General features: G+C 64.8%; 22 protein-coding genes. 9 read left to right on the top strand and 13 right to left on the bottom strand.

Features of this window, described 5'->3' with window-relative positions; genetic code table 11:
- Positions 1-27: 27 nt before the first annotated feature.
- From ACOGXH_RS06080 to ACOGXH_RS06050, 7 genes are all read right to left on the bottom strand, one after another.
- The gene (locus tag ACOGXH_RS06080) at positions 28-936 is read right to left on the bottom strand and encodes a 3-keto-5-aminohexanoate cleavage protein (RefSeq protein ID WP_419928215.1); all 909 of its coding nucleotides are present in this window, start codon (positions 934-936) and stop codon (positions 28-30) included.
- Entirely contained in the window at positions 936-1667 is a 732-nt protein-coding gene (locus ACOGXH_RS06075; RefSeq protein ID WP_419928214.1) for a phosphoglycerate mutase family protein, read from the bottom strand. Before ACOGXH_RS06075 ends, ACOGXH_RS06080 begins: the two co-directional genes overlap by 1 nt.
- Before the next feature lie 31 nt (positions 1668-1698).
- Positions 1699-2946, bottom strand: a complete 1248-nt coding sequence (locus tag ACOGXH_RS06070) for a Tm-1-like ATP-binding domain-containing protein (RefSeq protein WP_419928213.1) — start codon at positions 2944-2946, stop codon at positions 1699-1701.
- Between the two features lie 54 nt (positions 2947-3000).
- Entirely contained in the window at positions 3001-5316 is a 2316-nt protein-coding gene (locus tag ACOGXH_RS06065) for a xanthine dehydrogenase family protein molybdopterin-binding subunit (protein ID WP_419928212.1), read from the bottom strand.
- Entirely contained in the window at positions 5309-5809 is a 501-nt protein-coding gene (locus ACOGXH_RS06060) for a (2Fe-2S)-binding protein (RefSeq protein WP_419928211.1), read from the bottom strand. Before ACOGXH_RS06060 ends, ACOGXH_RS06065 begins: the two co-directional genes overlap by 8 nt.
- Positions 5806-6654, bottom strand: coding sequence for an FAD binding domain-containing protein (locus ACOGXH_RS06055; protein ID WP_419928210.1), 849 nt, complete (start codon positions 6652-6654; stop codon positions 5806-5808). The genes ACOGXH_RS06060 and ACOGXH_RS06055 overlap by 4 nt, the downstream gene beginning before the upstream one ends.
- A gap of 148 nt (positions 6655-6802) precedes the next feature.
- Positions 6803-8902 carry an acetate--CoA ligase family protein gene (locus tag ACOGXH_RS06050; protein ID WP_419928209.1) on the bottom strand — a complete coding sequence of 700 codons (2100 nt, stop codon included), beginning with the start codon at positions 8900-8902 and terminating at the stop codon, positions 6803-6805.
- An 82-nt stretch (positions 8903-8984) separates the two neighbouring features.
- Between ACOGXH_RS06050 and ACOGXH_RS06045 the strand changes: the two genes are divergently transcribed.
- Positions 8985-9503 (top strand): DUF7700 domain-containing protein, encoded by a 519-nt coding sequence (locus tag ACOGXH_RS06045; RefSeq protein ID WP_419928208.1) that lies wholly within the window; start codon positions 8985-8987, stop codon positions 9501-9503.
- A gap of 18 nt (positions 9504-9521) precedes the next feature.
- On the opposite strand, the gene ACOGXH_RS06040 is transcribed toward ACOGXH_RS06045, so the two are convergent.
- A complete protein-coding gene (locus ACOGXH_RS06040; protein WP_419928207.1) occupies positions 9522-10337 on the bottom strand; it encodes a coniferyl-alcohol dehydrogenase in 816 nt (271 codons plus the stop codon).
- Positions 10338-10444: 107 nt separating this feature from the next.
- On the opposite strand from ACOGXH_RS06040, the gene ACOGXH_RS06035 reads away from it, so the two are divergent.
- From ACOGXH_RS06035 to ACOGXH_RS06025, 3 genes are read left to right on the top strand one after another with little or no spacing between them, the layout of a single operon-like run.
- On the top strand, positions 10445-11731 hold the full coding sequence (locus ACOGXH_RS06035; protein WP_419928206.1) for an amidohydrolase family protein: 1287 nt from the start codon (positions 10445-10447) through the stop codon (positions 11729-11731).
- A 37-nt stretch (positions 11732-11768) separates the two neighbouring features.
- A complete protein-coding gene (locus ACOGXH_RS06030; protein WP_419928205.1) occupies positions 11769-13496 on the top strand; it encodes a hydantoinase/oxoprolinase family protein in 1728 nt (575 codons plus the stop codon).
- Complete coding sequence (locus ACOGXH_RS06025) at positions 13493-15565, top strand: hydantoinase B/oxoprolinase family protein (protein WP_419928204.1); 2073 nt, start codon at positions 13493-13495, stop codon at positions 15563-15565. Before ACOGXH_RS06030 ends, ACOGXH_RS06025 begins: the two co-directional genes overlap by 4 nt.
- 2 nt (positions 15566-15567) lie before the next feature.
- Here ACOGXH_RS06025 and ACOGXH_RS06020 read toward each other — a convergent pair whose 3' ends face one another.
- Positions 15568-17559: an ABC transporter substrate-binding protein gene (locus ACOGXH_RS06020; protein ID WP_419928203.1), complete on the bottom strand. Its 1992-nt coding sequence runs from the start codon at positions 17557-17559 to the stop codon at positions 15568-15570.
- A gap of 23 nt (positions 17560-17582) precedes the next feature.
- Positions 17583-18428, bottom strand: coding sequence for an SDR family NAD(P)-dependent oxidoreductase (locus ACOGXH_RS06015; protein ID WP_419928202.1), 846 nt, complete (start codon positions 18426-18428; stop codon positions 17583-17585).
- Between the two features lie 79 nt (positions 18429-18507).
- On the opposite strand from ACOGXH_RS06015, the gene ACOGXH_RS06010 reads away from it, so the two are divergent.
- Positions 18508-19017, top strand: coding sequence for a protein-tyrosine phosphatase family protein (locus tag ACOGXH_RS06010; protein WP_419928201.1), 510 nt, complete (start codon positions 18508-18510; stop codon positions 19015-19017).
- An 11-nt stretch (positions 19018-19028) separates the two neighbouring features.
- Here the strand turns inward: ACOGXH_RS06010 and ACOGXH_RS06005 are convergent, their stop codons facing one another.
- The 3 genes from ACOGXH_RS06005 to ACOGXH_RS05995 form a co-directional block, all read right to left on the bottom strand.
- A complete protein-coding gene (locus ACOGXH_RS06005; RefSeq protein ID WP_419928200.1) occupies positions 19029-19793 on the bottom strand; it encodes an SDR family NAD(P)-dependent oxidoreductase in 765 nt (254 codons plus the stop codon).
- Positions 19794-19868: 75 nt separating this feature from the next.
- A complete protein-coding gene (locus ACOGXH_RS06000) occupies positions 19869-20279 on the bottom strand; it encodes a flavodoxin family protein (RefSeq protein ID WP_419930334.1) in 411 nt (136 codons plus the stop codon).
- 86 nt (positions 20280-20365) lie between these two features.
- The gene (locus ACOGXH_RS05995) at positions 20366-21610 is read right to left on the bottom strand and encodes an MFS transporter (protein WP_419928199.1); all 1245 of its coding nucleotides are present in this window, start codon (positions 21608-21610) and stop codon (positions 20366-20368) included.
- A gap of 121 nt (positions 21611-21731) precedes the next feature.
- On the opposite strand from ACOGXH_RS05995, the gene ACOGXH_RS05990 reads away from it, so the two are divergent.
- The 4 genes from ACOGXH_RS05990 to ACOGXH_RS05975 all read left to right on the top strand — a co-directional run bounded on the left by ACOGXH_RS05990 (position 21732) and on the right by ACOGXH_RS05975 (position 25761).
- Positions 21732-22661, top strand: coding sequence for an ABC transporter ATP-binding protein (locus ACOGXH_RS05990; protein ID WP_419928198.1), 930 nt, complete (start codon positions 21732-21734; stop codon positions 22659-22661).
- Positions 22661-23428, top strand: a complete 768-nt coding sequence (locus ACOGXH_RS05985; RefSeq protein WP_419928197.1) for an ABC transporter permease — start codon at positions 22661-22663, stop codon at positions 23426-23428. The genes ACOGXH_RS05990 and ACOGXH_RS05985 overlap by 1 nt, the downstream gene beginning before the upstream one ends.
- Before the next feature lie 33 nt (positions 23429-23461).
- Positions 23462-24493, top strand: a complete 1032-nt coding sequence (locus ACOGXH_RS05980; RefSeq protein WP_419928196.1) for an NADPH:quinone oxidoreductase family protein — start codon at positions 23462-23464, stop codon at positions 24491-24493.
- Between the two features lie 89 nt (positions 24494-24582).
- Positions 24583-25761, top strand: coding sequence for an amidohydrolase family protein (locus ACOGXH_RS05975; protein WP_419928195.1), 1179 nt, complete (start codon positions 24583-24585; stop codon positions 25759-25761).
- Positions 25762-25808: the final 47 nt, after the last annotated feature.

The raw sequence follows: 25808 nt of genomic DNA, 5'->3' as shown, positions 1-25808 counted from the left end.
AAACGTTCGATTATCGATTACTAAAGGTCATGATACACCGCGAAGCTGTAGTCGCTCACGAGCTTCCTGCGGAGAAGCGATGCTGCGATGGACGGCTTCGGCCAGTATGCGGACCCTTTCCACCTGGTCCCGGTTCGCCTCGGCGAGGCGGCCCGGACCGTCCCACAATGAGTCTTCGAGACCCACCCGGGCGTTGTCGCCAAGCGCCAGCGACAGCGCGGCCACGCGGGTCTGGGCGGCACCTGCGCCGAGTACCGACCATTCGAAGTCGTCGCCAAAGAGCCGTTCAGCCGTACGGCGTTGGTGTATCACATCGTCGACATCGGCCCCCATCCCCCCGAGGATGCCGAACACCGATTGCACAAAGAGCGGGGGCTCCACCAGGCCCCGGTCGACAAAGTGGGCCAAATTGTAGAGATGGGCGGTGTCGTAGCACTCGAACTCGAACCGAGTGCCCTGATCTCCGCATGACTTAAGAATGCGCTCGATGTCTTCGAATGAGTTTCGGAAGATCAGGGCCTTGTTGCCCAGATGGAGGTGTTCCCATTCATAGCGAAGCTCGGGAAAGCGCTCCAGCATGGGGTAGAGGCCGAAGTTCATGGTGCCCATGTTGAGCGAGGCGAGTTCGGGGGCGAGCTCCAAAGCCGGGCGAATGCGCTCATCAACGGTCATGTGGGGACTGCCTCCGGTGGTGACGTTGATTACCACCTCGCTCTCGCCCCGAATGTGACCGAGCAGCTCCCGGAACAGGCCGACATCTTGGACCGGATGACCATCCTCGGGATCGCGCACGTGGAGGTGTACGACCGCAGCACCAGCTTCTGCGGCGCCAATGGCGGCGGTGGCGATCTCTTCTGGCGTGATGGGCAGGAAGGGCGACATCGACGGGGTATGGATGGCACCCGTCGGTGCGCAGGTGATGATTGCGGATCGCATCAGGACTCCTCGAATCCAGGCCCCGGCTTTGCTGTCGCCGGGATGTCCCCTGTGTCTGTTTCGAACAAGGAGAACGAGATGTCGCCGGTTTGGCCAGCGATGAGCGAGAAGCCGTGAAGGAACGGGGGCTCCCGCGTGTAGACGTTCTCGAATCCAAGCCGGACGGCCCGAAGCACCGGCGAGTGGGTGATGGCCACGATGGTTGCCCCCGCTCGCCCGGCGCCGTCGGCGAGGCTACGAACGAATGACACGATCCGCCGGGCAACGGCGTGGGCATCTTCTCCAGGCGGGTTCGGATGCTCCAGCCAGTAGCCGACCCGCTCCTCGGCGCTGATCAGTTCTCCAAAAAACGGAGAGCGGACCACATCCTGGGGTCCGATGCCGGGTGCCTGCGCCGCGATGGCCTCGGCGCCCTCTGCAATATTCACCCGGTGCCCGCCGAGGTAGAGGTCGGGGTTTCGGAGGGCGAAACTCACTGCGGGATCAGGCAGCTCGGGAGAATCGGCAACACCGCGATAACCGGCCGCGAACGCGGTAGTCGTGTCGAGGGTACGTGCCGTCTCGCCGCTAAGCAGGGATTCGATCTCTACTCCCTGTTCTGCGAACCAGCGACCGGCGGCTTCGGACTGCGCAACCCCCAGATCGGTGAGACCCACATCGCTCCGGTGGTGGGCGACCTGGCCGTGCCGAAGGAGAATCGCTTGCACCGCGCGCCCGCCTCGAGCGGTCATCGCGGTCGCCCTATCCCGCGTTGCCCAGAGCTCACTGGGATTGAGCCTGCTTCCAACGCTCCATAAACAGACCGAAGACCGCGTCGGCAAAGGGCTCGTCGTTGATCAGATTGTCCATCTCGACGAGCTCGGTGGACGGATCGAGGTTTGAGCGAATGGAGTCGAACAGCGGCGTGATGTCCACCCCGTGCCACTGGCTGCCTTCCTTGAAGTAGTTGTCGAGGCCCTGGAGGGGCAAAGCAACTGCTTTGGGCCCAAGGCTTCGGTTCACGTGGTCGGCCACGTATTCGCCGAGCCGAGTCATCTCGTCGGGGGTGGCCAGCAGCGACGTGATGTTGGGGTTGTGGAGAATGATGTTGCGCTCGGGGGTGTTGTACTTCTCGGGAATGGTCTCGGGCGCCGCGAAGTTGAAGCACTCCACTGCCCCGGGAACTACCACAAGCGGAATGCTGTTGCGGGTGGCGGCCGACATCCGCTCGATGTCGATACTGAAGATGCCGTCATTCCAGGTGTTGAGCAGTTCGGCCAGCGTGAAGTCGATGAGTCCGTCGATGATGCCCTCGTCGACGAGGTGCTCCATGCCAGCGCCTTCCCCGACGGCATGGAAGGTGACGACCTGAAAACCCTCGGACTCGAGTTGTTCGCGAATTCGCATCACGCCTGGGGTTGTGACCCCGAACATCGTGATGGCAATCAGCGGCTCGCCCTCTGTGGCCAGTGCCTTGGTGGTCTCGTATCCCTGAGCCATCCCCGCGATCGATCCTGCGGCATTGGACAGCACCAGCTTGGAGACGTTGTTGATACCGGCGATGTCGGTCACCGCGTTAGCCATATGCAAGTCGGAATGCCCGACATAGGGACGGACGTCCCCCGACGCCATGGTCGAGACCATGAGCTTGGGAAATCCGAGCGGTAGCTTTCGGAAGGCATCGGTGAGCAGATAGGTGCCGCCGGACCCACCCAAGCCCAACACACCCTGGATGCGTCCGCTTGACACGAGGTCGCCAAGCACGGTGGCGAGGCCCTCGCCCATGCTCTCAACTGCGGCGACGCGTCCTCCGGCGCCTTCGACGCCGGCACGGAAATCAGCTAGGTCGATCCCGGCCGCGCTGGCAACCTCGTCTGCGGAGATGTCGGGGGCGAAGTGCGGAGTTCCGAGAACCCCGCAGTCGATCACCAATACGTCGACGCCGGCTTCGATGAGACGGCCGCGCACGAACTCGTATTCAGCGCCTTTCGTGTCGAGGGTACCTGCGAGGCACACGGTGGTGTTCGGCATTGGTCTGTCTCCTTTGTTGTTGTCAGTTCGTTCTTGTCGTGGGGAGTCGCACGGCTACTCCGGCGAGTCGTGGTTGGCATCGCGGATGGTGCGCCACACTCGCTCCGCGGTGATCGGGAGGTCGCGAACCGGTGTGCCGATCGCGTCGGCAACCGCCGCGCCCAAGGCGCCCGCCGTGCAAAGCAGCGCGCCCTCGCTGATGCCCTTGCACCCGTAGGGACCAGGGCCATCGTGGTTCTCGATGGACGCAGTCTGCATGTCGAGAGCAACATCGTTGAAGGTCGGGATCCGATAGTCGATCGCGCCCAGGTTGAGGATCTGGCCGTGTTCGTCGAACAGCATCTGCTCCATGAGGCTGTGACCCAGTCCCATGATCGCGGCGCCCTCATCCTGGGAGACGACCTGTAGTGGATTGATCTCTGTCCCTACATCGCCGACTGCCACGTGCTTGGTCAGCAAGACCTCGCCCGTGGAGCGATCCACCTCTACTTCTATGGCCGTGGCATTAAATTCGTAGAACGCCGCGTCGCCACCGAGCGGGTGACCCTTCTCCCCCCATAGCCGGCAGGTTCCCTGGCCGACGAACTCACCTCGCAGCCCGCCCAGTGCGGTCTGGGCGGCCTCGACCAGCGAAATCGCCCCTGACGGCGTCACAAGTTGGCCGGGTGAGTGCGAAAGCTCAGATTGTGCGGTGCCGGTGGCTTCGGCGTAGAGCCCGAGAACTCGGTCGCGGATGTCTTCACACGCCGCGAGGACTGCGTTGCCCATGAACACGGTAGATCGACTGGCCGAAGTCTGAAGGTCGAAGGGCACGGAATTCGTGTCGCCGCTGATGATGGTGATCAGATCGAGATTAACGCCCAATTCGTCAGCCAGAATCTGCTTCCAGAGGGTCCTGGCCCCCTGCCCCATGTCCGACGTGCCCGCATACGCCATGGCGCTGCCGTCGTAGAGCAGACGGACCAAGCTCTGGGACAAACCTGTTGTTGCTCCTGGCTTGATCCCGACGGCAATGCCTCGTCCGCGCCCTGGTGGGGTCGGTTCGTGCCAGCCGATCAGCTCTGCCGCTTTTTCGAGACTCTCGTGCCAGCGGCCGTCCGCCCGGGCCTCGTAGTCGCCGCGTATAAAGGCCTCGTCGTGCTCAACAAGGTTGCGTCGGCGAATCTCAAGCGAGTCGAGCCCCAGAGCTCGGGCGCCAGCATCGAGCTGGGACTCGGTCGCCCACCCAACCTGGGGGGCACCGAACCCTCGGAAAGCGCAGCTGGGGACGGTGTTGGTCAAGACAGCGCGTGCGTCAATCGAAACGCGAGGGATCCGATAAGGACCGGCACCCACATAGCTGCCCTTGGTCATGACCCGAGGAGCTACGTCGGCATAGGCCCCGACCACAAAGTCAACCTGCATATCGTGGAAGGTCAGCTCGCCCGCCTCTGTGAATCCAGTGCGGGCGTGAATCCGACAACCCGACCGCCGCATCAATTGAAACGCCTCTTCCAGCGAGAGAACGAGGCGGCAGGTACGTCCCGTCTTGAGAGCAAGGAAAGCAATAAGGGGCTCGTACCGGGGTGTCTGCTTTCCGCCGAATCCCCCACCGGGGTCCGGGGCTATGACCCGGACTCGCGACAGTGGAATCGACCACACATCGGCGATCGTCCGCTGGAGCAGGTAGGGGTGCTGGACCGGCGAGTAGATCTCAATGCCGCCGTCATCGGTCGGTATCGCGACGATTCCGCCGGGCTCGATCGGAAAGTGGGTGACCATCGGGAACGTGTAGGTGTCCTCGATGATCGTGTGCGAACTAGCGCCCTCCGAGTCGACGTCACCCCATGCGTATTCAACCTGCTCAAGAACATTGGTCGAGTTCAGGTCATCGCCGGGCCGAACCGAAGGGTCCTGGACCAAATGGGCGTCGTCGGCAAGGGCCGCGTCGAGCCCGTACACACCGCTCAGTTCGGTGTAGTGGATGACGACGGCGTCGGCCGCGGCCCGCGCCTCATCCTCAGTCTCGGCGACGACTGCGACCACTGGCTCGCCGTGGTAGTTGACCGTGTCGGTCGCGATCACTGGCCGGTCTCTGTGAGAGACCCCGAACCGCGCCACGGGCTGTGGCAGGTCATCGGCGTGAACGACCGCGATGACGCCGGGCATCTTCTCCGCCGTCCCAGTATCGATGGCGTCGATCGCGGCGCATCCGACGGGAACAGTGGCGAACGCCACGTGCGCCGCATCAACAAAGGTGAGGTCGCTCAGGTAGCGCTGAGCGCCGGTTACCCGATCTACACCCCCGTAGCGGTGAACCCGCTGGCCGACTACCCGGTCGGAGCCAGCAGTGGAACCATTGGAGGAAAGCCCTTGGTCTTCGTCAGGCATCGCTTCGCCTTCCGACAGCCGCTGCTTGGATCGCCTCAACGATCCGCTGGTAGCTCGCACATCGGCACAGGTTTCCCGACATGACGTCTCGAATCTCATCTCGGGAGGCGTCGGGATTCGTTCGCAGGAGTTGCTCGGCGGCCATGACCTGACCGGGAATGCAGACCCCGCATTGAACAGCCCCAGCGGCCAGAAACTCCGCCTGAAGGTCGGTGACGCCGTCCATGGACAGCCCCTCGATCGTGAGGAGGACTCCGCCGTCGGCCTCGGCACCGAGCACGAGACAGGAGTTGACGAGTTCGCCATCCAGGAGCACCGAGCAGGCACCGCACTCACCTTCGGCGCAACAGCGTTTTGTGCCCGGAAGACCCAAGTCGTCCCGGAGCATGTCGAGCAGCGTCCTATGGGCCGGGACCGTGGTATGAACATGGTTACCGTTCACCTCCAGCGCCACGGCCACCTCACTCGTCGGGTGCACAAAAATATCCGTCATGACAGCACTCCCTCGGGAGGGGCTGTTGCGGACTGAACGGCCCGTACGGAGAGGACACGAACCATTGCCTCGCGATAGTCGCGTGCGGCCCGGACATCGGAGATCGGTGTTGCGATGGATACCAGTTCCTCAACGGCCCCCTCAATTGCAGCCGGATCAGTGAGATCGACGGGTGGACTGGCATCGGTCAAGAGCGGTGTAGGCCCAACGCATCCCAAACCGAGAACAATCCTGCCGTCCGCGTCGACACCGGCCGCCACGCTGACCGTCGCAAGGTCGACCCCTCTACGCCGGGTTAGGCGTTGGAAGGCTGAACGATGTCCATGATCAGGAATCGGCACGTCGATTCGGATCACTATCTCGTCCGGTCCGCACCGGGTTTGGCCAGGCCCGACGAAGAATTCAGCCAACGGCATGGTCCGCTCGCCGCCGGGGCCGGTCAAGGTCACCGTCGAGCCGTAGACGAGAAGCGCAGGAGCGGTGTCAGCCGCCGGAGAGGCATTGCAGATGTTGCCAACAAGAGTTGCTCGGTTCCGGATGGCGATCGATCCCACGACACGAGCCGAAGCACCCAGCGCAGGCAGGTGGCCTGCAATTAATGGGTCGCTTGAGATCTCGGACATCCGAGCAGTCGGGCCGAATCGCACCGTATCAGCGCCAATCTCTACCGCCGGCGGGAAGTCATTGACGGACTTGATGTCAACGACGACAGTGGGGGCGAATGGATCCTTGCGAAGGTGGACGAGGAGGTCCGTACCGCCGACGAGGATTCGACCGTGACCTTCAGCGCTAGCCAGCGCGGCCAGCACCTCGCTCACCGTGCGAGGCCGGCAATAGGACGCCATCGCAGGTACCCCCTTGATTCCCTGGTCTTACCCTAGACAATCGATAATCGGTCATCCTACACATCGTGGTCCATGGGTCAAGTGGCTGCTGACACCGGACCCGGCGATCTCGACGCCCCAGACTCGCACTAGATTCTCGAGGTTCTGCCTAGTGGCCCGACGGGCGTTCGTCGGCCAGGATCATGAGGTGGTCGACGACTACGGCGCCCTGGCCGCGGTCGAGCACTACTACCGGGTTGAGGTCGAGTTCGGTGAGGCGATCCCCCAGGGCGGTGGCCAGGGTTGCGGTGGCCATGACCACTTGGACCAGGGCGTCCACATCGGCGGGCGGGCGACCCCGAGCACCGTCGAGCAGGGGAAAGCCCTTGAGGGAGCGAATCATCTCGTAGGCGTCGGCCTCATCTAGAGGCAGCGGGCGGACAGAAGTGTCAGCCAAGACTTCGGTGAACACCCCACCGGTGCCCACCATGACTGCGGCGCCGAGCGTGGGATCGCGAGTCACCCCCACGATCATCTCGGTGCCGCCGATCACCATCTGCTGGACCTCAACCCCTTCGATGGCCGCACCGGGCGCGGCGGCACGAGCCCGGTCAAAGATCGCCGCCGCGGCCTGTTCCACCCCGTCTAGGGAGTCCACCCCCAATTGCACCAGTCCGGCATCGGACTTGTGGGGGAAGTCGGCTGAGGCGATCTTGACCGCCACCGGCAAGCCGATCTCCTTGGCGGCCAGGCGGGCATCGCCAGCCGACGGGGCCACCGCGCTGGCGGCCAGTGGCAAGTCAAAGGCCCGCAACAGCGCACCGGTGTCGGGCACCGCTTCCCCCAGCACGGCCTGAGCCGCCTCCGGCACGGCACCAAGCAGCGGAGGGCGGACCCGGAAGCCCTGCCCGCGGCGCTGGTAGCGGTGATAGTCGGCCAGAGCGGCGAAACAACCTCGGAAGGAGCGGAACAGCGGTATGCCGGACTCCACCAGTCGGTCGAAGCCCGGCTCGTCCACCTTCATCGAGTTCCAAGTGGCGATTATCGGCCTCTTTACCTGGTCGACCAGGACCACGATGTCGTCGCCCAGCAAATCGGTCATTGGCGGCACCGCGCCGGTGATCCCTACCACCGTGTAGCCCACCGCCGGGTCGTCGCAGATGTCCCGAATTACCTGCTGGCGGACCTCAGCAGGCTCGCTCACAATGAACGTGCCTCCATTGTCCACCGGATTGGAGACCGCGAGATAGCCGGGGATATGCCGGTGGAGCTTCTCCTGGGTTGATTCGGCCAGGCGAGGCACGAGAACGCCGGCCAACTCAGCGGCTTCGGCCATCAAGGTGCTCGATCCCCCAGAGATTGAATACAGCCCAGCCCCCTCGGCCACATCCGGCCCCAGCTTGGCGAACAATGCAGCCGTCTCCAGCAATTCGTCGAGGTCGCGCACCCGCACTACCCCGTACTGCTCAAACAGCCCATCGATCACCTCATCCGACCCGGTGAGGTGACCGGTGTGCGACGACGCCATGCGCGATCCGGCGTCGGTGGCTCCGATCTTCAAGACCACCACCGGCTTGTGCTGCGCGTTGGCCGCCTCCAGCGCGGTGCGAAGCTTCTCGGCCGACCGGAAGCCCTCGATGTAGCCGGCGATAACCGCGGTGTCGTCGTCGTAGGCGAAATACTCGATGAAGTCGCTCACTTCGAGGTCAACCTCGTTGCCGCACGGCACCTGGCGGCTGAATCCGATGCCGAAGTGCACTCCCTGCATGATGGGCCGGCCGTTGTGGCCCGACTGGGTGACCACCCCGATCTTGCCCCCTCGCAGCCCGGGCACCTCGGGTACCGGCTCAAAGGCGTTGGTGTTGGTGTTGGGGCCGAAGATGCGGATGCCGTTGCGGCGGCCGGCCTCCCCCAACTCGGCCTCCAGCGCGGCCCCCTCGGGGCCGACTTCGCTGAAACCCGAGGAAAACACCAAGGCGTAGCGGACCCCGACGGCCCCGCACTCGTCCACAACTTTGGGGCACGCCGCCGGTGGAGTTGAGATCACCGCCAGGCTCACCGGCTCGGGCACGTCGGCCACCGTCTCGTAGACCGGCACCGCCCCGATCGCTCCGCCCTTGGGGTTGACCAGATGCCAATTCCCCTCACCCCAGCGGGAGTTCATCGCCGCCCGCAACCCGTCCTCGGTCTGGGTGCGGTCGACCCCGCCGATCACCGCCACCCCGACGGGATGGAAAAACTCCTCCAGGTCGACTCGCCTCTGGGCCATGGGAATCCGATGGTAGTGACCTCTCTGCCTCCGCCCTTCAGCGAGAGTCGGCCACCAAGCCCGGCACGCTACGCTGGCCGCCATGGAAATCGGCCACGTCTATGAGATGCCGCCCATGCGGCCCGACGATGCCCACACCACCTACTTCGACGCCGGGGTGCTCAAGATCGGGGTGGAGTATCGCAACCTCACCCCCGAGGCGCTGGTGGAGTACTACGGAGGCGACGAGGCCTACGTGGAGGAACTGCGCCGCACCGCACCGCTGGGGATCGAGGACCGGGGTGTGTCATTGCATGTATTCGACGCCGACGGCCAGTGGGAATACCTGCGCTTCGACCTCTTCGACGACGCCCCCCACTACCACTACAACCACCGGGGCGGCGGGCGGAACCACATCATCCCCTTCGACGAGACTGCGCATGGCCCCATCGCCGAGTGGGCGGTGAGCAAGATCCGAACCGGCGAAATCGCCCCCATGTTGGCCCAAGCCGGTGCGCCCGAGTTGGCCGAGGGACTCGACGCCGGCGTGCTTGGCGAGGTAGCCGCTCAGGTTGCGGCCTACGCCACCGAGCTCCAAGCTCGCTTGGCCGCCACCGCCTAGCGGTCGCGTCCCAGTCGACTAACCGGCCAGCTCGCCGAAGTCCACCTGGCCGGTGATCATCGAGCCCTGGAAGGCGTTGTCGATGTTCACGTTCACTCCGGACACGAACGACGCCGCGTCCGATCCCAGATAGGCCAGCAGGTTGGCCACCTCGGCCGCGGTCACGTAGCGGCCCCCGGCGTTGGCCGCCGTCCAGTCGATCATGCCCTCGCCCATGGTCTTTTTGAAATCGGGCAGCAGCGGGGTATCGATGGGCGCCGGGCAGGCGCTGGCGATGCGCACGCCGTTGGCCAGCATCCCCTTGGCGGCCTGCATGGTGAAGATCTGCACGCACTCCTTGGAGAACATGTAGCCGTCGGCCACCACCTCGGGGTGCTCTTCTACCCAGGCCACCGCCTTGTCCCAATCGTCGATAGACAGAAGCTCGGTGATCTCGGCCTGGTGGGCTGGCCAGTTCATCCCCGCAATGGAGGCGGTGTTGACTACCGCGCCCCCAGCCGGGATCTTGGGCAGCAGGGCGTCGGTCAGCCGCATAAGCCCCAGGGTGTTGACCTTCATCACGTCTTCAGGGGAGAAGGTGGCCGCGATGCCAGCGTTGTTGAACAGCACGTGCACGGGGGCGTCGATGGCCGCGGCGGCCTCGTCCACCGCCACCGGATCGCCCATATTGGTGGGGATGTACCGGGTAATCGGCCCCTCAGGCTCCTTGATGTCCAGTGCAGTGATCGACGCCGCACCCAGATCGGACAGCAGATCCACCAGTGCGGCACCCACGCCGGAGAACGCGCCGGTGACCACGACATTGCGGCCTTCGTAGCTCATGGGGTTGGACATCGGGGGCCTCCTGGGACTGCTGGGGGGATAGCTCGGCTGGCGAATACTACTGCGCCAAGTATCGTTGGGGTCACACCGGCGAAGGACGAAGAACAACGGAGGATGCTGTGGACCTCAACGACATGATCATGGTCAGCGTGGATGACCATTTGTGCGAGCCGCCCGACATGTTCGACAACCATCTCCCCGCGAAATGGCGGGATGAAGCCCCCCGGGTGATCCAAACCGAATCGGGTGACGATGTGTGGTCGTTCAACGGCGCCATCATCCCCAACGTGGGCTTGAACGCGGTAGCCGGGCGGCCCAAGGAGGAGTACGGCATCGAGCCCACCGCCTTCGACGAGATGCGCCCCGGCTGCTACAACGTCCACGATCGCATCAAAGACATGGACGCCGCCGGGGTGTTGGGCTCGATGTGCTTCCCGTCGTTTCCCGGATTTGCCGCCCGGCTGTTCGCCAACCACCCCGACAAAGAATTCGCCGGCGACTTGATCCGGGCCTACAACGACTGGCACATCCACGAGTGGGCCGGGGCCTACCCGGGCCGGTTCATCCCCATGGCCCTGCCCATGATCTGGAGCGCAGAGGAGTGCGCCGCCGAGGTGCGCCGGGTGGCCGAACTTGGGTGCCACTCCATGACCTTCACCGAGAACCCGGCCAAACTGGGCGAGCCCAGCTTCCACAGCAACTACTGGGATCCGCTGTGGCAGGCGTTCAGCGACACCGGCACGGTGTGCTCCATTCACCTGGGCTCTTCGGGCGAGATGGTCGTCACCGCACCTGATGCCCCTATGGACGTGATGATCCAGCTCCAGCCCATGAATATCAGCCATGCGGCGGCCGACCTTTTGTGGTCGCCCATCCCCCGCCGCTTCCCCGACCTGAAGATCGCTCTGTCGGAGGGCGGCACCGGGTGGATCCCTTATTTCATGGACCGGGCCGACCGTACCTACGACATGCACCACCTGTGGACCGGGCAGGACTTCGACAACCTGCTGCCCAGCGAGGTGTTCCGGCGCAATTTCCTGACCTGCTTCATCAACGACCCAGTGGGAGTTGCCCTGCGCCACGAGATCGGCATCGACAACATCTGCTGGGAAATGGACTACCCCCACAGCGATTCCACCTGGCCCAACGCCCCTGAGCTTCTGGACGAGACGCTGACCGGGGTGCCCGACGACGAGGTCGACAAGATCACCCACCTCAACGCCATGGCCTGGTACCAATTCGACCCCTTCGCCCACCGCGACCGGGCCGACTGCACCGTCGGAGCGCTGCGGGCCTCGGCCGCCGACCACGACATCTCGGTGCAGTCGATGGACAAGGGCCGCCACCAGGGCAAAGACCTCGACCTGGCCAGGTTCACCACCCGGAACCAGGGCGTCAACCGCTGAGGCTGCGCTTACTCTGACCCCTCCTGCCCTCGGAGCTGTGCGCATCGGCATTGACACCGGGGGGACATTTACCGACGCGGTGGTGGTGACAGGCGCCGCGGAAGGATTTGTCCCAATCGGGCAGGGCAAGGCCTTGTCGACCCCCGGCGACCTCATCGCCGGGGCGCTGGCCTCGGTGGAGGCCGCCGCCGCTGATCTCAACCTGACCGCCCGCGAGGTGCTGAGCCAGGCCGACTCGGTCGACTACGCCACCACCGTCGGGCTGAACGCGCTCCTGACCGGCAGCGGAGCCCCCATCGCCCTCATCACTACCGAGGGATTCGAAGCCACTTTGCCGGTGGCCCGGGCGGCCAAAGTGGCTGGACTGTCCCCCGCCGAAGCCACCGAGGCCATCTGCTGGTCCAAACCCCCGATGCTGTTGAGCCGACGGCGGATAGTGGGAGTGCCTGAGCGGATCGACTCAGCCGGTGAGGTAGTGCGCCCGCTGGACGAGGCTGCGGTTGTCGCCGCGGTGGAGTCACTGCGAGAAGATGGGGTGACGAGCTTCGCGGTCAGCCTGCTGTGGTCAGTGGCCGACCCCCGCCACGAACACCGTGTCGCCGAATTGATCGGCCGAATCCACCCCGAAGCCCATGTGACGCTGTCGTCGGCTGTTCCCCGAATCGGCGAGTACGAGCGGACCATGACCGCGGTGCTCGACGCCTACGTCGCCCCGCTGGTGGCCGATGAGATTCAGGCGCTGGCTGATGCGCTGGCCGAACGAGGGTTTGCCGGCCAGCTCCGGGTCATGCAGTCCCGTGGCGACTCATGCGCGGTTGGCGATGCCCTGCGATCAGTGGAGACGTTGCAATCCGGACCGGTGGCCGGCCTTTTGGCGTCAGCCAAGCTGGCGAATGCGCTGGGCCGTTCCGAGGCCATTGCCACTGATGTGGGCGGCACCAGCTTCGATGTGGGTCTGATTACCGATGGCGAGGTCACGGTGGCCCGCCGACCGATGATCGGGCGGTGGGCCCTTGCTCATCCCGTGGTCGAGGTGGTGTCGATCGGTACCGGCGGCGGGTCGCTGGCCTGGATCGACCCGGTGCTAGGCAGCCTGCGGGTGGGGCCGCAGTCGGCCGGCGCCCAACCTGGCCCGGCGTGCTATCGCCGGGGCGGGACCGCCCCTACCCTGACGGATGCGGCGGTGGCCCTGGGCCACATGAGCGAACTGGGCGGCGTGGTGGACCTGGACCGCGCGGCAGCAACCCATGCCGTGGAACGAGAGGTGGCCGCTCCATTGGGGTTGTCAGTACCCGATGCCGCCGACGCAGTGGTAGGCGTGGCCTGTTCCCAAATGGCCGATCTGATCCGCCGGGTGACCGTGCAGCGGGGCCACGATCCCACCGGTTTCGTCATGTTGGCCTACGGGGGCGCCGCCCCCCAGTACGCCACCCGCTACGCCGCCGAGGTGGGGGTGGGCGAGGTGGTGGTGCCAGCAGCCGCATCAGTGTTCTCGGCGCTGGGTGCGGCGGGTGGCGACATAGGGGCTGGATCGAGATCCTCCTCGACATCGGAATCGCAGAGGGCCGGGGGCCGCGCCGCCTGGTTCGACCGCCAGGTCGTCGACTGTCCGGTGTACGACGGCCCCCGCTTAGCCCCCGATACCCACCTGGATGGACCGGCGTTCATCGACCATCCGTCCACCTCCATCGTGCTGCGCCCCGGCGACCGGGCGGAGATCACCGCGGAGGGCCACACCCGCCTGTTCCCGGGGCCGCCGTCATGACCAGTGCCGCCTTGTTCGAGGTGCTTCGCAATCGGCTGTGGGCCATCAACGACGAGGCGGTTGACGCCATCGTGGCGGTGTCGGGCTCGCCCATCGCCACCGAGGGCAACGACTTCAACTCCGGCATCTTGACCGCAACCGGCGAAGTGGCGCTGGCCGGCCCTTACGTCCTGGTGCACGCCGCGGCATTGGGCCAAGTGGTGCGCTACGTGATCGAGCAATTCAACGAAGACCCCGGCATCGGTCCCGGCGACATGTTCATCACCAACGACACCTATGTGGGCGCCCCCCACCAGCCCGATGTGATGGTGGTGGCCCCCGTGTTCCGGGGCGACGAGCTGATCGCCTGGTGCGGGTCATGCGTCCATCAGAACGACGTGGGCGGGCCGGTGCCCGGATCGATCACCGTGGGGGCGACGTCCATCTACGAGGAGGCGGTGCCCATGGCCCCCACCCGCATCGTGCAGGGCGGGGAGCTGGTGGCCGGCGTCGAGCAGGAGTACCTCGGTCGCTCACGCACCCCGGAGCTGAACCGGCTCGACCTGCTGGGCCAGATCGAGGCCAACCGGGTGGTGGGCAACCGGCTGAACGGGCTGTGCGATCGCTACGGCACCGACAGGGTGGTGGCCGTGCTCGACGGTCTGATCGACCGCACCGAGGCCGCGGTGCGCGCTCGGTTGGCCTCGCTGCCCGACGGGCGGTGGCGTCACCGCGGGCTGGTAGAACACGACGGCGTCCACGACAAGGTGTACGAGATCGGCTTGACCATGACCAAGCAGGGCGACTCTCTGCATCTGGACTTCACCGACGCCAGCCCCCAGGCCCCGGCGCTGATCAACACCAGTCGGGCCATCACCTCCAGCTACGCCATGGCCGCGGTGATGACCGTGCTGGGCTACGGCCTGCCCTGGACACCGGCCGCGTTTTGGCGGGTCATGGAGGTTGACACCACGCCTGGCACCATCGTGGACTGCCTGTGGCCGGCGGGCATGTCGATGGGAGTGACTGCCGCGGGCCAAGAGGTGCGCACCGCAGTAAACGTCTGCCTCAGCCGGATGTTCGACGCCTCCGAAAACCCGGACGTGCGAAACCAGATCCTGGCGTCGTGTGTGTCGGGATCGTTCACCCAAACCATCTCAGGCGCCTTCGACGACGGGCGGGACTTCTCGGCCATGCTGCTCGACGGCCTGCCCGGCGGGTCTGGCGCGTGGTGGGGTGGCGACGGACCTGACACCGGCGGCTATCTGACCTCCCCTGCCGGGCTATGTACCAACATCGAGACCAACGAGCAGCACTACCCAGTGCTCTACCGCTACCGCCGGGAGCGGCCCGACTCCGGAGGGCCCGGCCGATGGCGGGGCGGGGTGGGCCTTGAGAACGCGTTCGAGTTGCATCGGGCTTCCGAGCCGGTGACCTCCACCGTGTTTGCCCACGGCCAGCAGCCCCCCACCGCCGCTGGCGTAGTCGGTGGAGAGCCCGGTATACAGCACACCGGGGTGTATGAACGGTCCGACGGCGCAATTGAGGTGCCGCCCCCCAAGCAAGTAGGCGAGCTGGCCCCCGGCGACGTGTACGCCAATCTGTGCGGTGGCGGAGGCGGAGTAGGCGATCCTCTCGACCGCGATCCCGCCGCGGCGGAGCACGATGTGGCCGAGGGACTGGTCACCGAATCCGGCGCCGCCCGCGACTACGGCGTGGTGGTGGGTGACGAGGCGGCCACCGAGGCACTGCGAACGCAGCGTCGCCGCAATCGAATCGGGCGAGACCCCGCGCCCCCGCGGGAAGAACCCCCCACCGGTCGACGGCTTAGTTCTACCGTCGTGCTAGCCAACGGTCGCTTCCTTTGCCGCCGCTGCGGCCACGACCACGGCCCCACCACGGAGCCACTGGTCAGTCTGCTCAAGCTGGGCCGCTCCCCGGTCGACGAGCGCTCCCCTTGGCCATCAGCCCGCCTCGGTGCCGACCGCTTCGAGATCCGCCGCCTGTTCTGCCCCGCCTGCGCGGTCCAAGTCGACGTCCAAGTCGCCCTGGCCGACACCCCCCTCCTAGAGACCGCGGAGTTGCTCTAGAGCTAGCCCTTGGCGGTGAACGCCAGCAATAGGCCGCCGGGTTGTGACATGAAAACACCGGACACCTCATCTGACCAGTAGTAGCCCCTGAAGTCCTTGGCCATGACGACTACCGGGGCTTCTTGAGCAAACTTGCGCTGGAAGCGGCTGTAGCCTTCGAAGCGCTCCTCGAATGTCAGCCCTTGGCGGCCCAGGGTTAGGGCAGCGTCGAATTCGGGGAAGCAGGAATGGGTCACATTGCGACTGCCCGGGAATTGGCCGCACACCCCATCTACGGTTGAATCGCCAAAGTAAATGTCAAACAGTCGATCAGGATCGTCTATTGGTATCCCCCAGGGACTGGCCACGAAATCCCGGGAAAATACAGCGCTCACAGCTTCACCCAATTCCAAGCAGTTAGCGGTGGCCCGGATATCTGCCGCCTTCCACATGCCGACCAAGGTATTTGCCAGAAGCACGTTTACCGGCGCCTCAGTGCAGAAGGTCTCAAACTCCAGCGGGGCCCCCAACTCGGCTTCGCATTCCGCTAGAGATGCGGCAGCGGCGACGAGGTCATAACCCGGCAGCTCCGCTTCAGGATCAAGCCAAGGTGAGCCTGGAGCCATGACGGAACGATTCACCACCTTCAGACCGTCCCAGACAACGTCGTTTACGGTGTCATAGTCGATGGCGTGAGCGACGGCCATCCGACATGAGCGAACGTTGAATGGCGCCCTGTCGCTATTGAGCAGCCAGGTGTGGCCGTAGTTGTCAGTCTTGGTTGTGGTATTCACACCGTTGGCGACAGCATCCCTAAGGTTCTCCATGCTGGTGTCGTAGGCGATGTCAACGTTGCCCTCTCCAAGGGCGGCATAACGCGCTCCTGAGTTGCTGATCGCCATAAAGATCACCTTGTCCAAATATGGACAACCGTCCCGGAAATAGTCGGGATTGCGAACCAGCACCACCCAGCGATCGTCAATCCTAGATTCGAACATGAAGGGACCAGCGCCCACTCCAATTGGGTTGTGGTTGATTTCAGCGTTGAGTCCCGTCACTGGATCCTGGCCGCTTCGGTAGGCAGATGGCGACATCATCCAGGCCAGTTGATCAGCAAAGATCTGTGGGAACGTGGCGTCGCCGCGTGCGGCAGTGATGTTCACGGTTAGGTCATCTATCTTCTCGATCAAGGAAATCCGGGAAGCCTGGTACCCGTAACGAGATTGGACCGCCGGATTTTTGTGATACTCCACATTCCAAATGAATGCATCGGCATCAAGCGGCGTTCCATCCGTGAAATTGACGCCCTCTCGCAGCTTTAGCGTGAACACCTGATTGTCCTCGGTGGTTATGCTCTCGGCCAGACTTGGGACAAGTCGCCCGGTAGTGAGGTCCAAGTAGAAGAGGGCGTCATACAGGGCCGTCATCCGAGTGGCGCCCGACGGGTTCATGCCATCGTCGTGTGCTGGATCCCAGCCCTTCATACCTGACGGTACGCCTATGGTCAGGGTGCCTCCCCGGGGCCGGTCATCGGTGCACTCTGTGGTGAGGATGGCACCATCTACGCGGCCGGTATTTCCGGTGGGAACCGGCCCAGAATCCACACCCTCCGACGATTCAAACGGGTCGGGCTGGCTACCGCAGCCGTCGGGCACGATTTCGGTATCCACGTTGAACAGGCAGCGGTAGGTGTTCAGCAAGGACTCCTGGGCCACCACCAATTGGTCGCGAATCTCTATCTCTGACGAAGTGGGCACGCCCTCAAACACATCAGGCCAGATAGGACCCCTAGCAGGCTGTCCGTCGACGCATCCTCCAGGAACCACCCCGATGTCGATGTTGAACAGGCAGCGATAGGTGTTCAGCAACGACTCCTGCGCCGCGATCAGGTTGTTGCGGAAATTGATCTCTTCTAGGACAGTTGGCTCTTGAGCCGCCGCTCCGCTCGACGCTGGGGCCACAACGCCGACAAACAGCGCTGCCACCAGCAAGACGCCGACCAGCCTGAACTTCACGGACAAAACGATAGTAAGACTGATTATCTCATGCCGGAGCCACCAGCGACGGTGATGCATTCGCCGGTGATGAACGAAGCCTCGCTGGAGAGCAGAAAGGCGATCACCGCGGCGGTTTCATCGGGGTTTTGCAGGCGGTTGAGGGCGATTTTGGACCGCACCCACTGGTCGCGGTCGCCGCCCGACTGGGCCACGGTCTGTTCCAGATAGGGGTGGCCGCTATCGGTGGCATCGGGATCTACGCCCAAGGGCCGTACTCCGTTGACTCGGATTTGGTGGGGCCCCAGTTCCATGGCAAAGGCCGAAACCAGCCGGTCGACCCCAGCTTTGGCGGCGGCGAATGCCGACGTTCCAACATCCGCGGCCACGGTGGCATACGACGACAGCAGCACAATGGACCCGCCGTCTCCCTGCTCGACCATCTGACGGGCTGCGGCTTGGGCCACCAAGAACGCTCCAGTGAGGTTCACGTCCGTCGATCGCCGCCACGACGCCTCGGTCAGCTCCAGCAGCGGTGCCCACCCCATTTCGGGACCCAGCCCGCCAGCCACGTTTACCACCAAGTCGAGCCGCCCCAACTCCTTGGCACACCGCTCGACTGCCTCGTTTACCTGGGCAGCGTCGGCTACATCAGCTTCAAGCCGCAGAGCCGCCTGTCCCTCGGCCCGCACCGCCTCAACGGTGGCATCCAGCGCCTCTGGCGATGCGCAAGCCGAATCCGGATGACCAACCTCCACCCGATCGGCGCAAGCCACGTCGGCCCCGGCCCGAGCCAGCCGCACCGCCACCGCCCGTCCGATCTCGGGAGGACAGGCCGCCCCCATCACCAGCGCTACCTTCCCGGCAAAGTCGTGCATCCCCCCAAGCATCCCCCACGCTTCGCTCTGTCATCCACACCAGATGGTTTCCCCTTCCTACCGCGCCACAACCCGCCGGTAGGGTGGCGGGGTGCAGGTGGGGGCGGCCCGGTATCAGATGGCGGGTGGGATCCACCAGATCCCGGTGCCCGGTGCGGCCGGGCATCTCCACGCCGCGGCATTCGCAGTAACCGGGCCTGATCCCTCGGCGGCCCTAGAAGATGTGGGCGCCGGGGTGATGGTGTGCTTGCTAACCGACGCCGAGATTGCCATGCGATTTCCCGACTACCCCGCGTGGCTGGATAACCCTGCTCCTCACCAGGCCATTCATTTACCGATGGTCGATCAAGAGGTCGCCGGCGACGACGAGGTTCGACAGCTGGTGGGTGACATCAACCAGCACCTAGACCAGGGCACCGGGGTGATGGTCCACTGTGGGGCCGGTTACGGCCGAGCCGGAATCGTGTGCATCTCGGTGCTCACCTCCCGGGGAATGGACCTCGAAGGAGCGGTGGCCGCGGTGCGAGCCGCCCGGCCCGCAGCGGGACCCCAGTCCCATTCGCAGGAGGCTCAGATCGCCCGCTTAGCCGCTGGAGTGTAAAGAGCCGCTGGTCACATGCCGCCGGCGATCTTGTAATCGTGGCCGGTGACGTATGAGGCCGCATCAGAGGCCAGGAACAGGGCCAGTCCGATGATCTCGTCGCAGTCGGCCACCCGCTTCATCATCGTGGCCCGCCCTGATCGTTCGGGGAACTCGGGGTCGAATCGCATGGATCCCTTCATCATCTCCGACATGAATGGCCCCGGCACCAGGGAGTTGACCCGCACGTTCAGCCCAGCCCACTCCCCTGCCATGGCCCGGGTGAGGTTGTGCAGAGCAGCCTTGCTGGAGGTGTAGATCCCCACACCGGGGCCGCCGCCGTATGCGCCCATGGTGGTCACGTTGATGATCGACCCGCCACCTGCGTCCCCCATACGGGGGGCCACTAGCCCGGCCAGGCGGATCGGCCCCTTCACGTTTACCGCGTACACCTTGTCGAAGTAGGCCTCCGTGCAATCAGCCACCGTGACCGGTGCGGGGTTGATACCTGCGTTGTTGACCAGCACATCCAACTGGCCCAATTCGTCGTACACCCGGTCGACCAGGGCGTCAATCTGGTCCCACTCCCCCATGTGGCAGGCGATGCCCCGCACCGATTGGCCTCCTAGCTCATCATTCAGCTCAGCGGCGGCCTCGTCGCAGCCCTCTTGGCGCCGCCCGGTGATCACTACGTCGGCGCCGGCCATGGCATAGCCCTTGGCGATGGACCGGCCGATGCCCTTGGTCCCCCCGGTGACCACCGCCGCCTTCCCTGTCAGATCGAACAAACTGCTCATGACCCGATCTTACGAACCACCGTCTGGCTGACTGCCATGCAGGGCTGCCACAGCGGCAGCCTGCTGGCAGAAGGTTCAGTAGATCCCCAGTTCCAAACCGGCGGCCAGGGTCATGCCCAACTCCCGGCAGGCATCCAGGTGGTCGTCGGTTAGCTCGCCTGTGGCCACCACCGGCGGGGCCACCGCCTTCCACCCCAGCCCGGTGACCAGGGGCTCCACCGCCCGCACCGCGCCGGTGCCGTCGTTGCCGGCCCGCACGAACAGGCCGTAGGGCCGGCCTCGGGTGTGGTCCAAGCAGTCGTAGTACACGGTGTCGAAGAAGTGCTTGAGGGCGCCGCTCATGTAGCCGAAGTTCTCCGGGGTGCCCAGAAGGTAGCCGTCGGCGGCCATCACATCGTCCGGGGTGGCATCGAGCGCAGCCACCTCCAACACTTCCACACCATCGATGTCGGGATGGCTGGCCCCAGCCACCACCGCCTCGGTCATGGCCTTCGTACCGCCGGTCTTGGAGTGAGACACCACCAGCACGCGCACGCATCCGACGGTACTCCCCCGCCACGGACAGGCAAGGGTTACGTGGCCGCGGTGCCCACATCCATAGAGGCGAAGCGCCGGGTGCTCACCAGCCAGGCAGCCAGCACCACGATGGTGGCCGCGCTGATTGACACCGTGACTCGGGGGCCGATCCAGTCGTACAGCGCCCCTTGGATCATGGTGCCCACGCCGATGGCCACGTTGATCACCATCAGGTACAGGGCGATGACCCGACCCCGCATGGACTCCTCCACCTGGAGCTGGATGACGGTGTTCAGCGTCGAAGCGGTGGCGAGGTGGCAGCCCCCGAGAATGAGCAAGAACACGATGGCCATGGCATACCAGGGCGCCAGTCCGAATCCAGCCAGCGCCAGCCCATAGATGCTCAGCCCAATACCCAGCAGCCGGGACCGGGCGGTGAACTGACCCCTTCCGGCCACCAGGGGGAAGAAGATGATCGATCCGATGCCGGTGCCGGCGGCCAGCAGGCCCAGCTGCCAACCGCTGGTGTTGAACTCTTCTTCGGCGAACACCACGATTAGGAAAATGATGGGCTGGGCACAAGTAGCGGTAATGAGCACCGTCTTGAATGCCCTTTGGATGCCCGGCTGGGTTCTCCAGTAGCCCACCACCTCGCGCAGATCGGCGAACACCCTGATGGGAGGCGGGTCGTCGGGCAAAAGGCGGGGCACCTGGATGAGCACCACGGTAAACAGCACCGCAAAAAAGGAGACCCCGTTGGCGAAGAACACCCAGCCCGGTCCGAAGAATCCCAACAGCACGCCGCCCAGGGCCGGCCCTACTGCCCGGGTGGCCTGGAACTGGGTGGAGTTGAGGGTCACCGCGTTCAAGAGCAGCTCTTTGGGCACCAGTTCGGCGATGAAGGCCTGCCAGGCGGGCAGCATAAACCCGTTGAGGATGCCGTAGCCCCAGGCCAACAGCATGTAGATCACCGGCGAGCGCACACCCGCCGCCCACAGGGCGGCAAACCCGAAGGCCCCCACGCACAGCAAACTCTGAGTCACCAGGATGATGCTGCGGCGGGGCACCCGGTCGGCCAACGGCCCGGCCCACAAATTGGTGAAAACCGTCATTATCATTTGGGTGATCGCCACCAGTCCGACCCACGCTCCCCGGTCGGTGATCTCGTCGATCACATAGGCCAGCACCAGAATCTGCATCCACGTTCCGGTGTTGGAGACCAACGCCCCAAACCAGAACAACCGGAAGTTGCGCAACCGCAGGGCCCGAGTCGAAGCCCGAAACCCCCGTCGATCAACCACCCAGCGACCCTACCCCCCGCACTACGGGATGACCGGGGACAAGAACACCGCCAGTAGCATCCGTCCCCATGCAAGCACGGTCCGCTCACCGGATCAGCGCGGCTACAAGGGGAGAGTGGTCGTGACGACGGTGGTCGAGGTCGACCGGGTTTCGAAGTCATTTGGTGCCCAATCGGTGCTGCGGGAACTCTCGTTCTCCATCGAGCAGGGTGAGATCTTCTGCCTGCTGGGACCAAATGGTTCGGGCAAGACCACCACCATGGAGATCCTCGAGGGATTCCTCGAACCCGATTCCGGATCGGTCCAAGTCCTCGGGAGCGACCCGCTCTCATCTGGTGAAGTTCTCCGGCCACGCGTTGGGGTTGTGCTCCAAGAGAGCGGATTCCCGAAATTCTTTCGGGTGGGAGAGATGATCGACACTTGGCGGTCCTACTACGAGAATCCGCTGGCTTACAACGACATTCTCGACCTCGTCGATCTGCGTAGCGACGAGGCGAAGTTGGTACGAAAACTCTCCGGAGGGCAGCGTCGCCGACTCGATTTCGCGCTGGCGGTTGCCGGCGATCCGGATGTCATCTTCCTTGACGAGCCGACCACGGGCTTCGACCCCGAGGCGAGGGCGCGCTGTTGGGAAGCCATCGTCGGTCTGCGAGAACTAGGCAAGACCATACTGCTGACCACCCACTACCTAGACGAGGCCGAACGCCTTGGTGACCGAATTGCAGTGCTTTTGGACGGCGAGGCCGGAGCGGTCGGCAGCACCCAGGAACTGGCTCAGCTGGCCAATTTGGGGGTGACGGTCTCGTTCCAGGCGTCGGCCGAAGTCGCTGAGCAGCTGGCTCGCGAGTTCCCCGGGCTCAAAACAGCCGACGAGTCTTTGGACGGCCAGATCGACGATGTCCGCGCCTTTCTTCGCCGGCTCGATCTACTCGACGATCACGCGTCGCTGCGGGCATTTGCGAGTCTCCGAGTTCAACCTCCGAGCCTTGAGCAGGCCTACCTAGCGCTGGTCAGTCGACAATCGGAACCGATGGATCCGAGATCGCAATGATGTCGATCCTTGTCCGACTGGGTCGCCAGACCAAGCTCGAACAGCGGGCCTTCTGGCGGAACCCCGACTATGCCTTCTTCACCTTTCTGTTGCCGCTCTTGTTGCTGGCGCTGCTCGGTTCCGTCAACTCAGGGGACGAGATCGGCGACCGGACCGACATCAACGCCATTGACTTGGTGGTGCCCGGAGTGGTCGCCTTCGCGGTGATGGTCTCCGCCTACGCCAACCTGGCATCTCGCCTGGCTGTTCTCAGGGCCGATGGGGTCTTGAAGAGGATTAGAACTACGCCGCTCGATCCGCGGGCGTATCTCACCGCGCAGCTCCTCAGCACCTTGGTCACCACCCTGTTGGCCAGTGCCGCCACCATCCTTCTGGGATTCGTCGCCTTCGACGTCTCACCCCGAGCCGAAGGAGTGCTCGCTCTCGCCCTCGGACTCGTTCTCGGCATCATCTGCTTTGCCGCCCTCGGACTCGCCCTCAGTTCGGCCATCTCCCATGCAGATGCCGCCGGTCCCATCACCCATGCCACCTACCTCCCTCTGGCATTGGTCTCTGGTGTCTTCGATCCCAGCATCAACATCCCCGGCTGGCTGGAGACCCTGGTTTCCCTCTTCCCCGTCCAAGCGCTCGTCGAGCTCCTGGTCGCGGCCTACGACCCGACGGCCGACGGTGTGCCCCTCGGGGCCTCATTGGTGCTGGCCATCTGGGGATTGGGGGCCATTGCCGTCGCCATGCGGACCTTCAGCTGGGTCCCGTCGCGGAATTAGATCGTCCAGGCCGCACCGGTAGTCTTCGCGGCCATGCGTGCATGGCAAGTTCATCAATATGGGAGGCCGTCGGAGGCGCTGCGGCTGGACGACATCGACGAGCCGGTGCCGGAGCCGGGCAAGATCCGGGTGGCGCCCACTCGGACGGTGCTGAACTTCAACGAGATCGACGGCTGCCACGGGCGCTACCGCACCGTGAATCCCGAGCTTCCCTACACCTTGGGCATGGAAGTGCTGGGCACGGTTGACGCCGCTGGTGAGGGGGCCGAGGAGTGGCTCGGACGCCGGGTGCACGCCACCGCCGAGAGCGCCTTCGGCGGTTACGCCGACAAGGTTATCGCCCAGCCCGACATGGTGTTCGACGCCCCGGAGTCGCTGGATGACACTGAGGCGGCCGCCTTCTTCTTTCCCTTCCATTTGGCCTGGTTGGGGTTGCACGAGCGGGGCCAGGTCCAGCCCGGGGAGTGGGTGCTGATCCACGCCGCGGCCGGCGGGGTGGGATCGGCCGCGGTGCAATTGGCCGTGGACGCCGGGGCCCGGGTGATCGGCACCGCGGGCAGCGAGGCCAAGTGCGAGCTGGTGCGCTCTCTGGGGGCGGAGGCGGCGGTCAACTACCGGGACGGGGACTTCGCCACCGTGGTACGAGACATCACCGGCGGGGCTGGAGTCGACCTGGTATTCGACGGAGTGGGGGGCGAGGTCACCGAGGCCTCGCTGCGGTGCATGACCCGGGGCGGACGGCTGATGATCATCGGATTCGCCAGCAAAATCGAGGCCGAGGATGCCGTCGGCCTCCCCCCGAGACTGCTGTGCTTCTCCCAAGTCTCGATCGGCGGGGTGCTTTTGGCCTACAGCAGCAACCCTGCTGTCTATGGCGGGATGGCCGGGTTCAACATCAACCCCCGGTCGTTGGGCGACCGGATCCACGGGGAGCTCTGCGGCCGGTTGGCCGAGGGGCGGATCACCCCGCTGGTGGGCGGCACCGTGGCCTTCGAGGAGCTCCCCTCCGCCCTGGAGCAGATGGAGGACCGCCTTACTACCGGGCGCATTGTGGTGGTCTGCTGATCCAAGCCCGGTTGTGGTCCCGCCGGTGGTCTGCTGATCGCCCCTCCCTGCTGTGGTCGATTGCCGAGCGAACAGGCCAAAATAGAGCCATGACCGAGCTCGGATATCTCGCCTTCGACGCCGACAACCACTACTACGAGGCCACCGACGCCTTCACCCGCCACATCGACCCCAAGATGGCCAAGCGCTGCATGCAGTGGGCCGACATCGGGGGCAAGCAGCGGCTGATCGTGGCTGGGCGCATCAACCGGTTCATCCCCAATCCCACCTTCGACCCGGTGGCCAAGCCCGGCATCCTCGATGAGTACTTCCGGGCCAAGACCTCAGCCAGTGACATGCGGGAGGCATTCGGCGAGCTCGACCCCATCAGCCCGGCCTACCGCAACCGAGATGAGCGGCTGGCCCTCATGGACTCCCAAGGGCTGGGCGGGTGCTTCCTGTTCCCCACCCTGGGCGTGGGCATGGAGGCCTGCCTGGAAGACGACATCGGCGCCATCACCGCGGCGTTCGGGGCGTTCAACCGCTGGCTGGACGACGACTGGGGATTCTCCTACCAGGAGCGCCTGTTCACCGCCCTGTACCTGAGCCTGGTGGACGTGGACTGGGCACTGGGCGAGCTGGAGTGGGCCATCGGCCGAGGGCTGCGGCTGGTGAACTTCCGTGCCACCTCGGTGCCCGACGGGCACGGCAACTACCGCTCTCTGGGCCATCCCGCCCACGACCCGGTGTGGCAGTTCCTCAACGACCACGGCGTGTGCGTGGCCTTCCACTCCGGCGACTCGGGCTACTCGTTCATGAACCACCGCTGGGGGCTGGGAACCGAGACCGAAGCCTTCCGCTACAACCCGCTCCAGAGCCTGCTGTCGCACTCCCCGATCAGCGACACCATGGCCTCGCTGTTGGCTGACGGGGTGCTGGTGCGGTTCCCCAACCTGCGGGTGGCCACCATCGAAACCGGCTCGTACTGGGTACGGCCCCTCATCCAGAAGCTGGCCAAGACCTACGGCCAGCACCGCCACGCCTTCGAGGAAGACCCGGTGGAGACCTTCCGCAACCAGGTGTGGGTGTCGCCCTATTACGAGGACGACCTCCACGAGCTGGCCGGGCTGATCGGCACCGACCACATGCTGTTCGGCTCCGACTTCCCCCACGCCGAAGGACTGGCCAACCCGGTGTCGTTTGTGGACGACCTCAGCGGGTTCAGCGACGACGACATCCGCCGCATCATGTGCGACAACGGCGCTGGCCTGTCGCGGCTGGCCGTCTAGCCCAGACCACCGCGCGGCGAGAGTTCACCACCCGATTGAAAGGGGTC

The sequence above is a fragment of the Candidatus Poriferisocius sp. genome (assembly GCF_965208355.1).
Classification (GTDB): Bacteria; Actinomycetota; Acidimicrobiia; order Acidimicrobiales; family Bin134; genus Poriferisocius.
The sequence above is the reverse complement of the archived record's forward strand: the minus strand, read 5'-3'. Positions and strand labels throughout refer to the sequence as shown.

Coding starts and splice junctions, on each gene's coding strand:
- ACOGXH_RS06080 (WP_419928215.1), bottom strand. CDS start 936: ATGCGATCCGCAATCATCACCTGCGCACCGACGGGTGCCATCCATACC.
- ACOGXH_RS06075 (WP_419928214.1), bottom strand. CDS start 1,667: ATGACCGCTCGAGGCGGGCGCGCGGTGCAAGCGATTCTCCTTCGGCAC.
- ACOGXH_RS06070 (WP_419928213.1), bottom strand. CDS start 2,946: ATGCCGAACACCACCGTGTGCCTCGCAGGTACCCTCGACACGAAAGGC.
- ACOGXH_RS06065 (WP_419928212.1), bottom strand. CDS start 5,316: ATGCCTGACGAAGACCAAGGGCTTTCCTCCAATGGTTCCACTGCTGGC.
- ACOGXH_RS06060 (WP_419928211.1), bottom strand. CDS start 5,809: ATGACGGATATTTTTGTGCACCCGACGAGTGAGGTGGCCGTGGCGCTG.
- ACOGXH_RS06055 (WP_419928210.1), bottom strand. CDS start 6,654: ATGGCGTCCTATTGCCGGCCTCGCACGGTGAGCGAGGTGCTGGCCGCG.
- ACOGXH_RS06050 (WP_419928209.1), bottom strand. CDS start 8,902: ATGGCCCAGAGGCGAGTCGACCTGGAGGAGTTTTTCCATCCCGTCGGG.
- ACOGXH_RS06045 (WP_419928208.1), top strand. CDS start 8,985: ATGGAAATCGGCCACGTCTATGAGATGCCGCCCATGCGGCCCGACGAT.
- ACOGXH_RS06040 (WP_419928207.1), bottom strand. CDS start 10,337: ATGTCCAACCCCATGAGCTACGAAGGCCGCAATGTCGTGGTCACCGGC.
- ACOGXH_RS06025 (WP_419928204.1), top strand. CDS start 13,493: ATGACCAGTGCCGCCTTGTTCGAGGTGCTTCGCAATCGGCTGTGGGCC.
- ACOGXH_RS06015 (WP_419928202.1), bottom strand. CDS start 18,428: ATGCTTGGGGGGATGCACGACTTTGCCGGGAAGGTAGCGCTGGTGATG.
- ACOGXH_RS06005 (WP_419928200.1), bottom strand. CDS start 19,793: ATGAGCAGTTTGTTCGATCTGACAGGGAAGGCGGCGGTGGTCACCGGG.
- ACOGXH_RS06000 (WP_419930334.1), bottom strand. CDS start 20,279: ATGACCGAGGCGGTGGTGGCTGGGGCCAGCCATCCCGACATCGATGGT.
- ACOGXH_RS05985 (WP_419928197.1), top strand. CDS start 22,661: ATGTCGATCCTTGTCCGACTGGGTCGCCAGACCAAGCTCGAACAGCGG.
- ACOGXH_RS05980 (WP_419928196.1), top strand. CDS start 23,462: ATGCGTGCATGGCAAGTTCATCAATATGGGAGGCCGTCGGAGGCGCTG.
- ACOGXH_RS05975 (WP_419928195.1), top strand. CDS start 24,583: ATGACCGAGCTCGGATATCTCGCCTTCGACGCCGACAACCACTACTAC.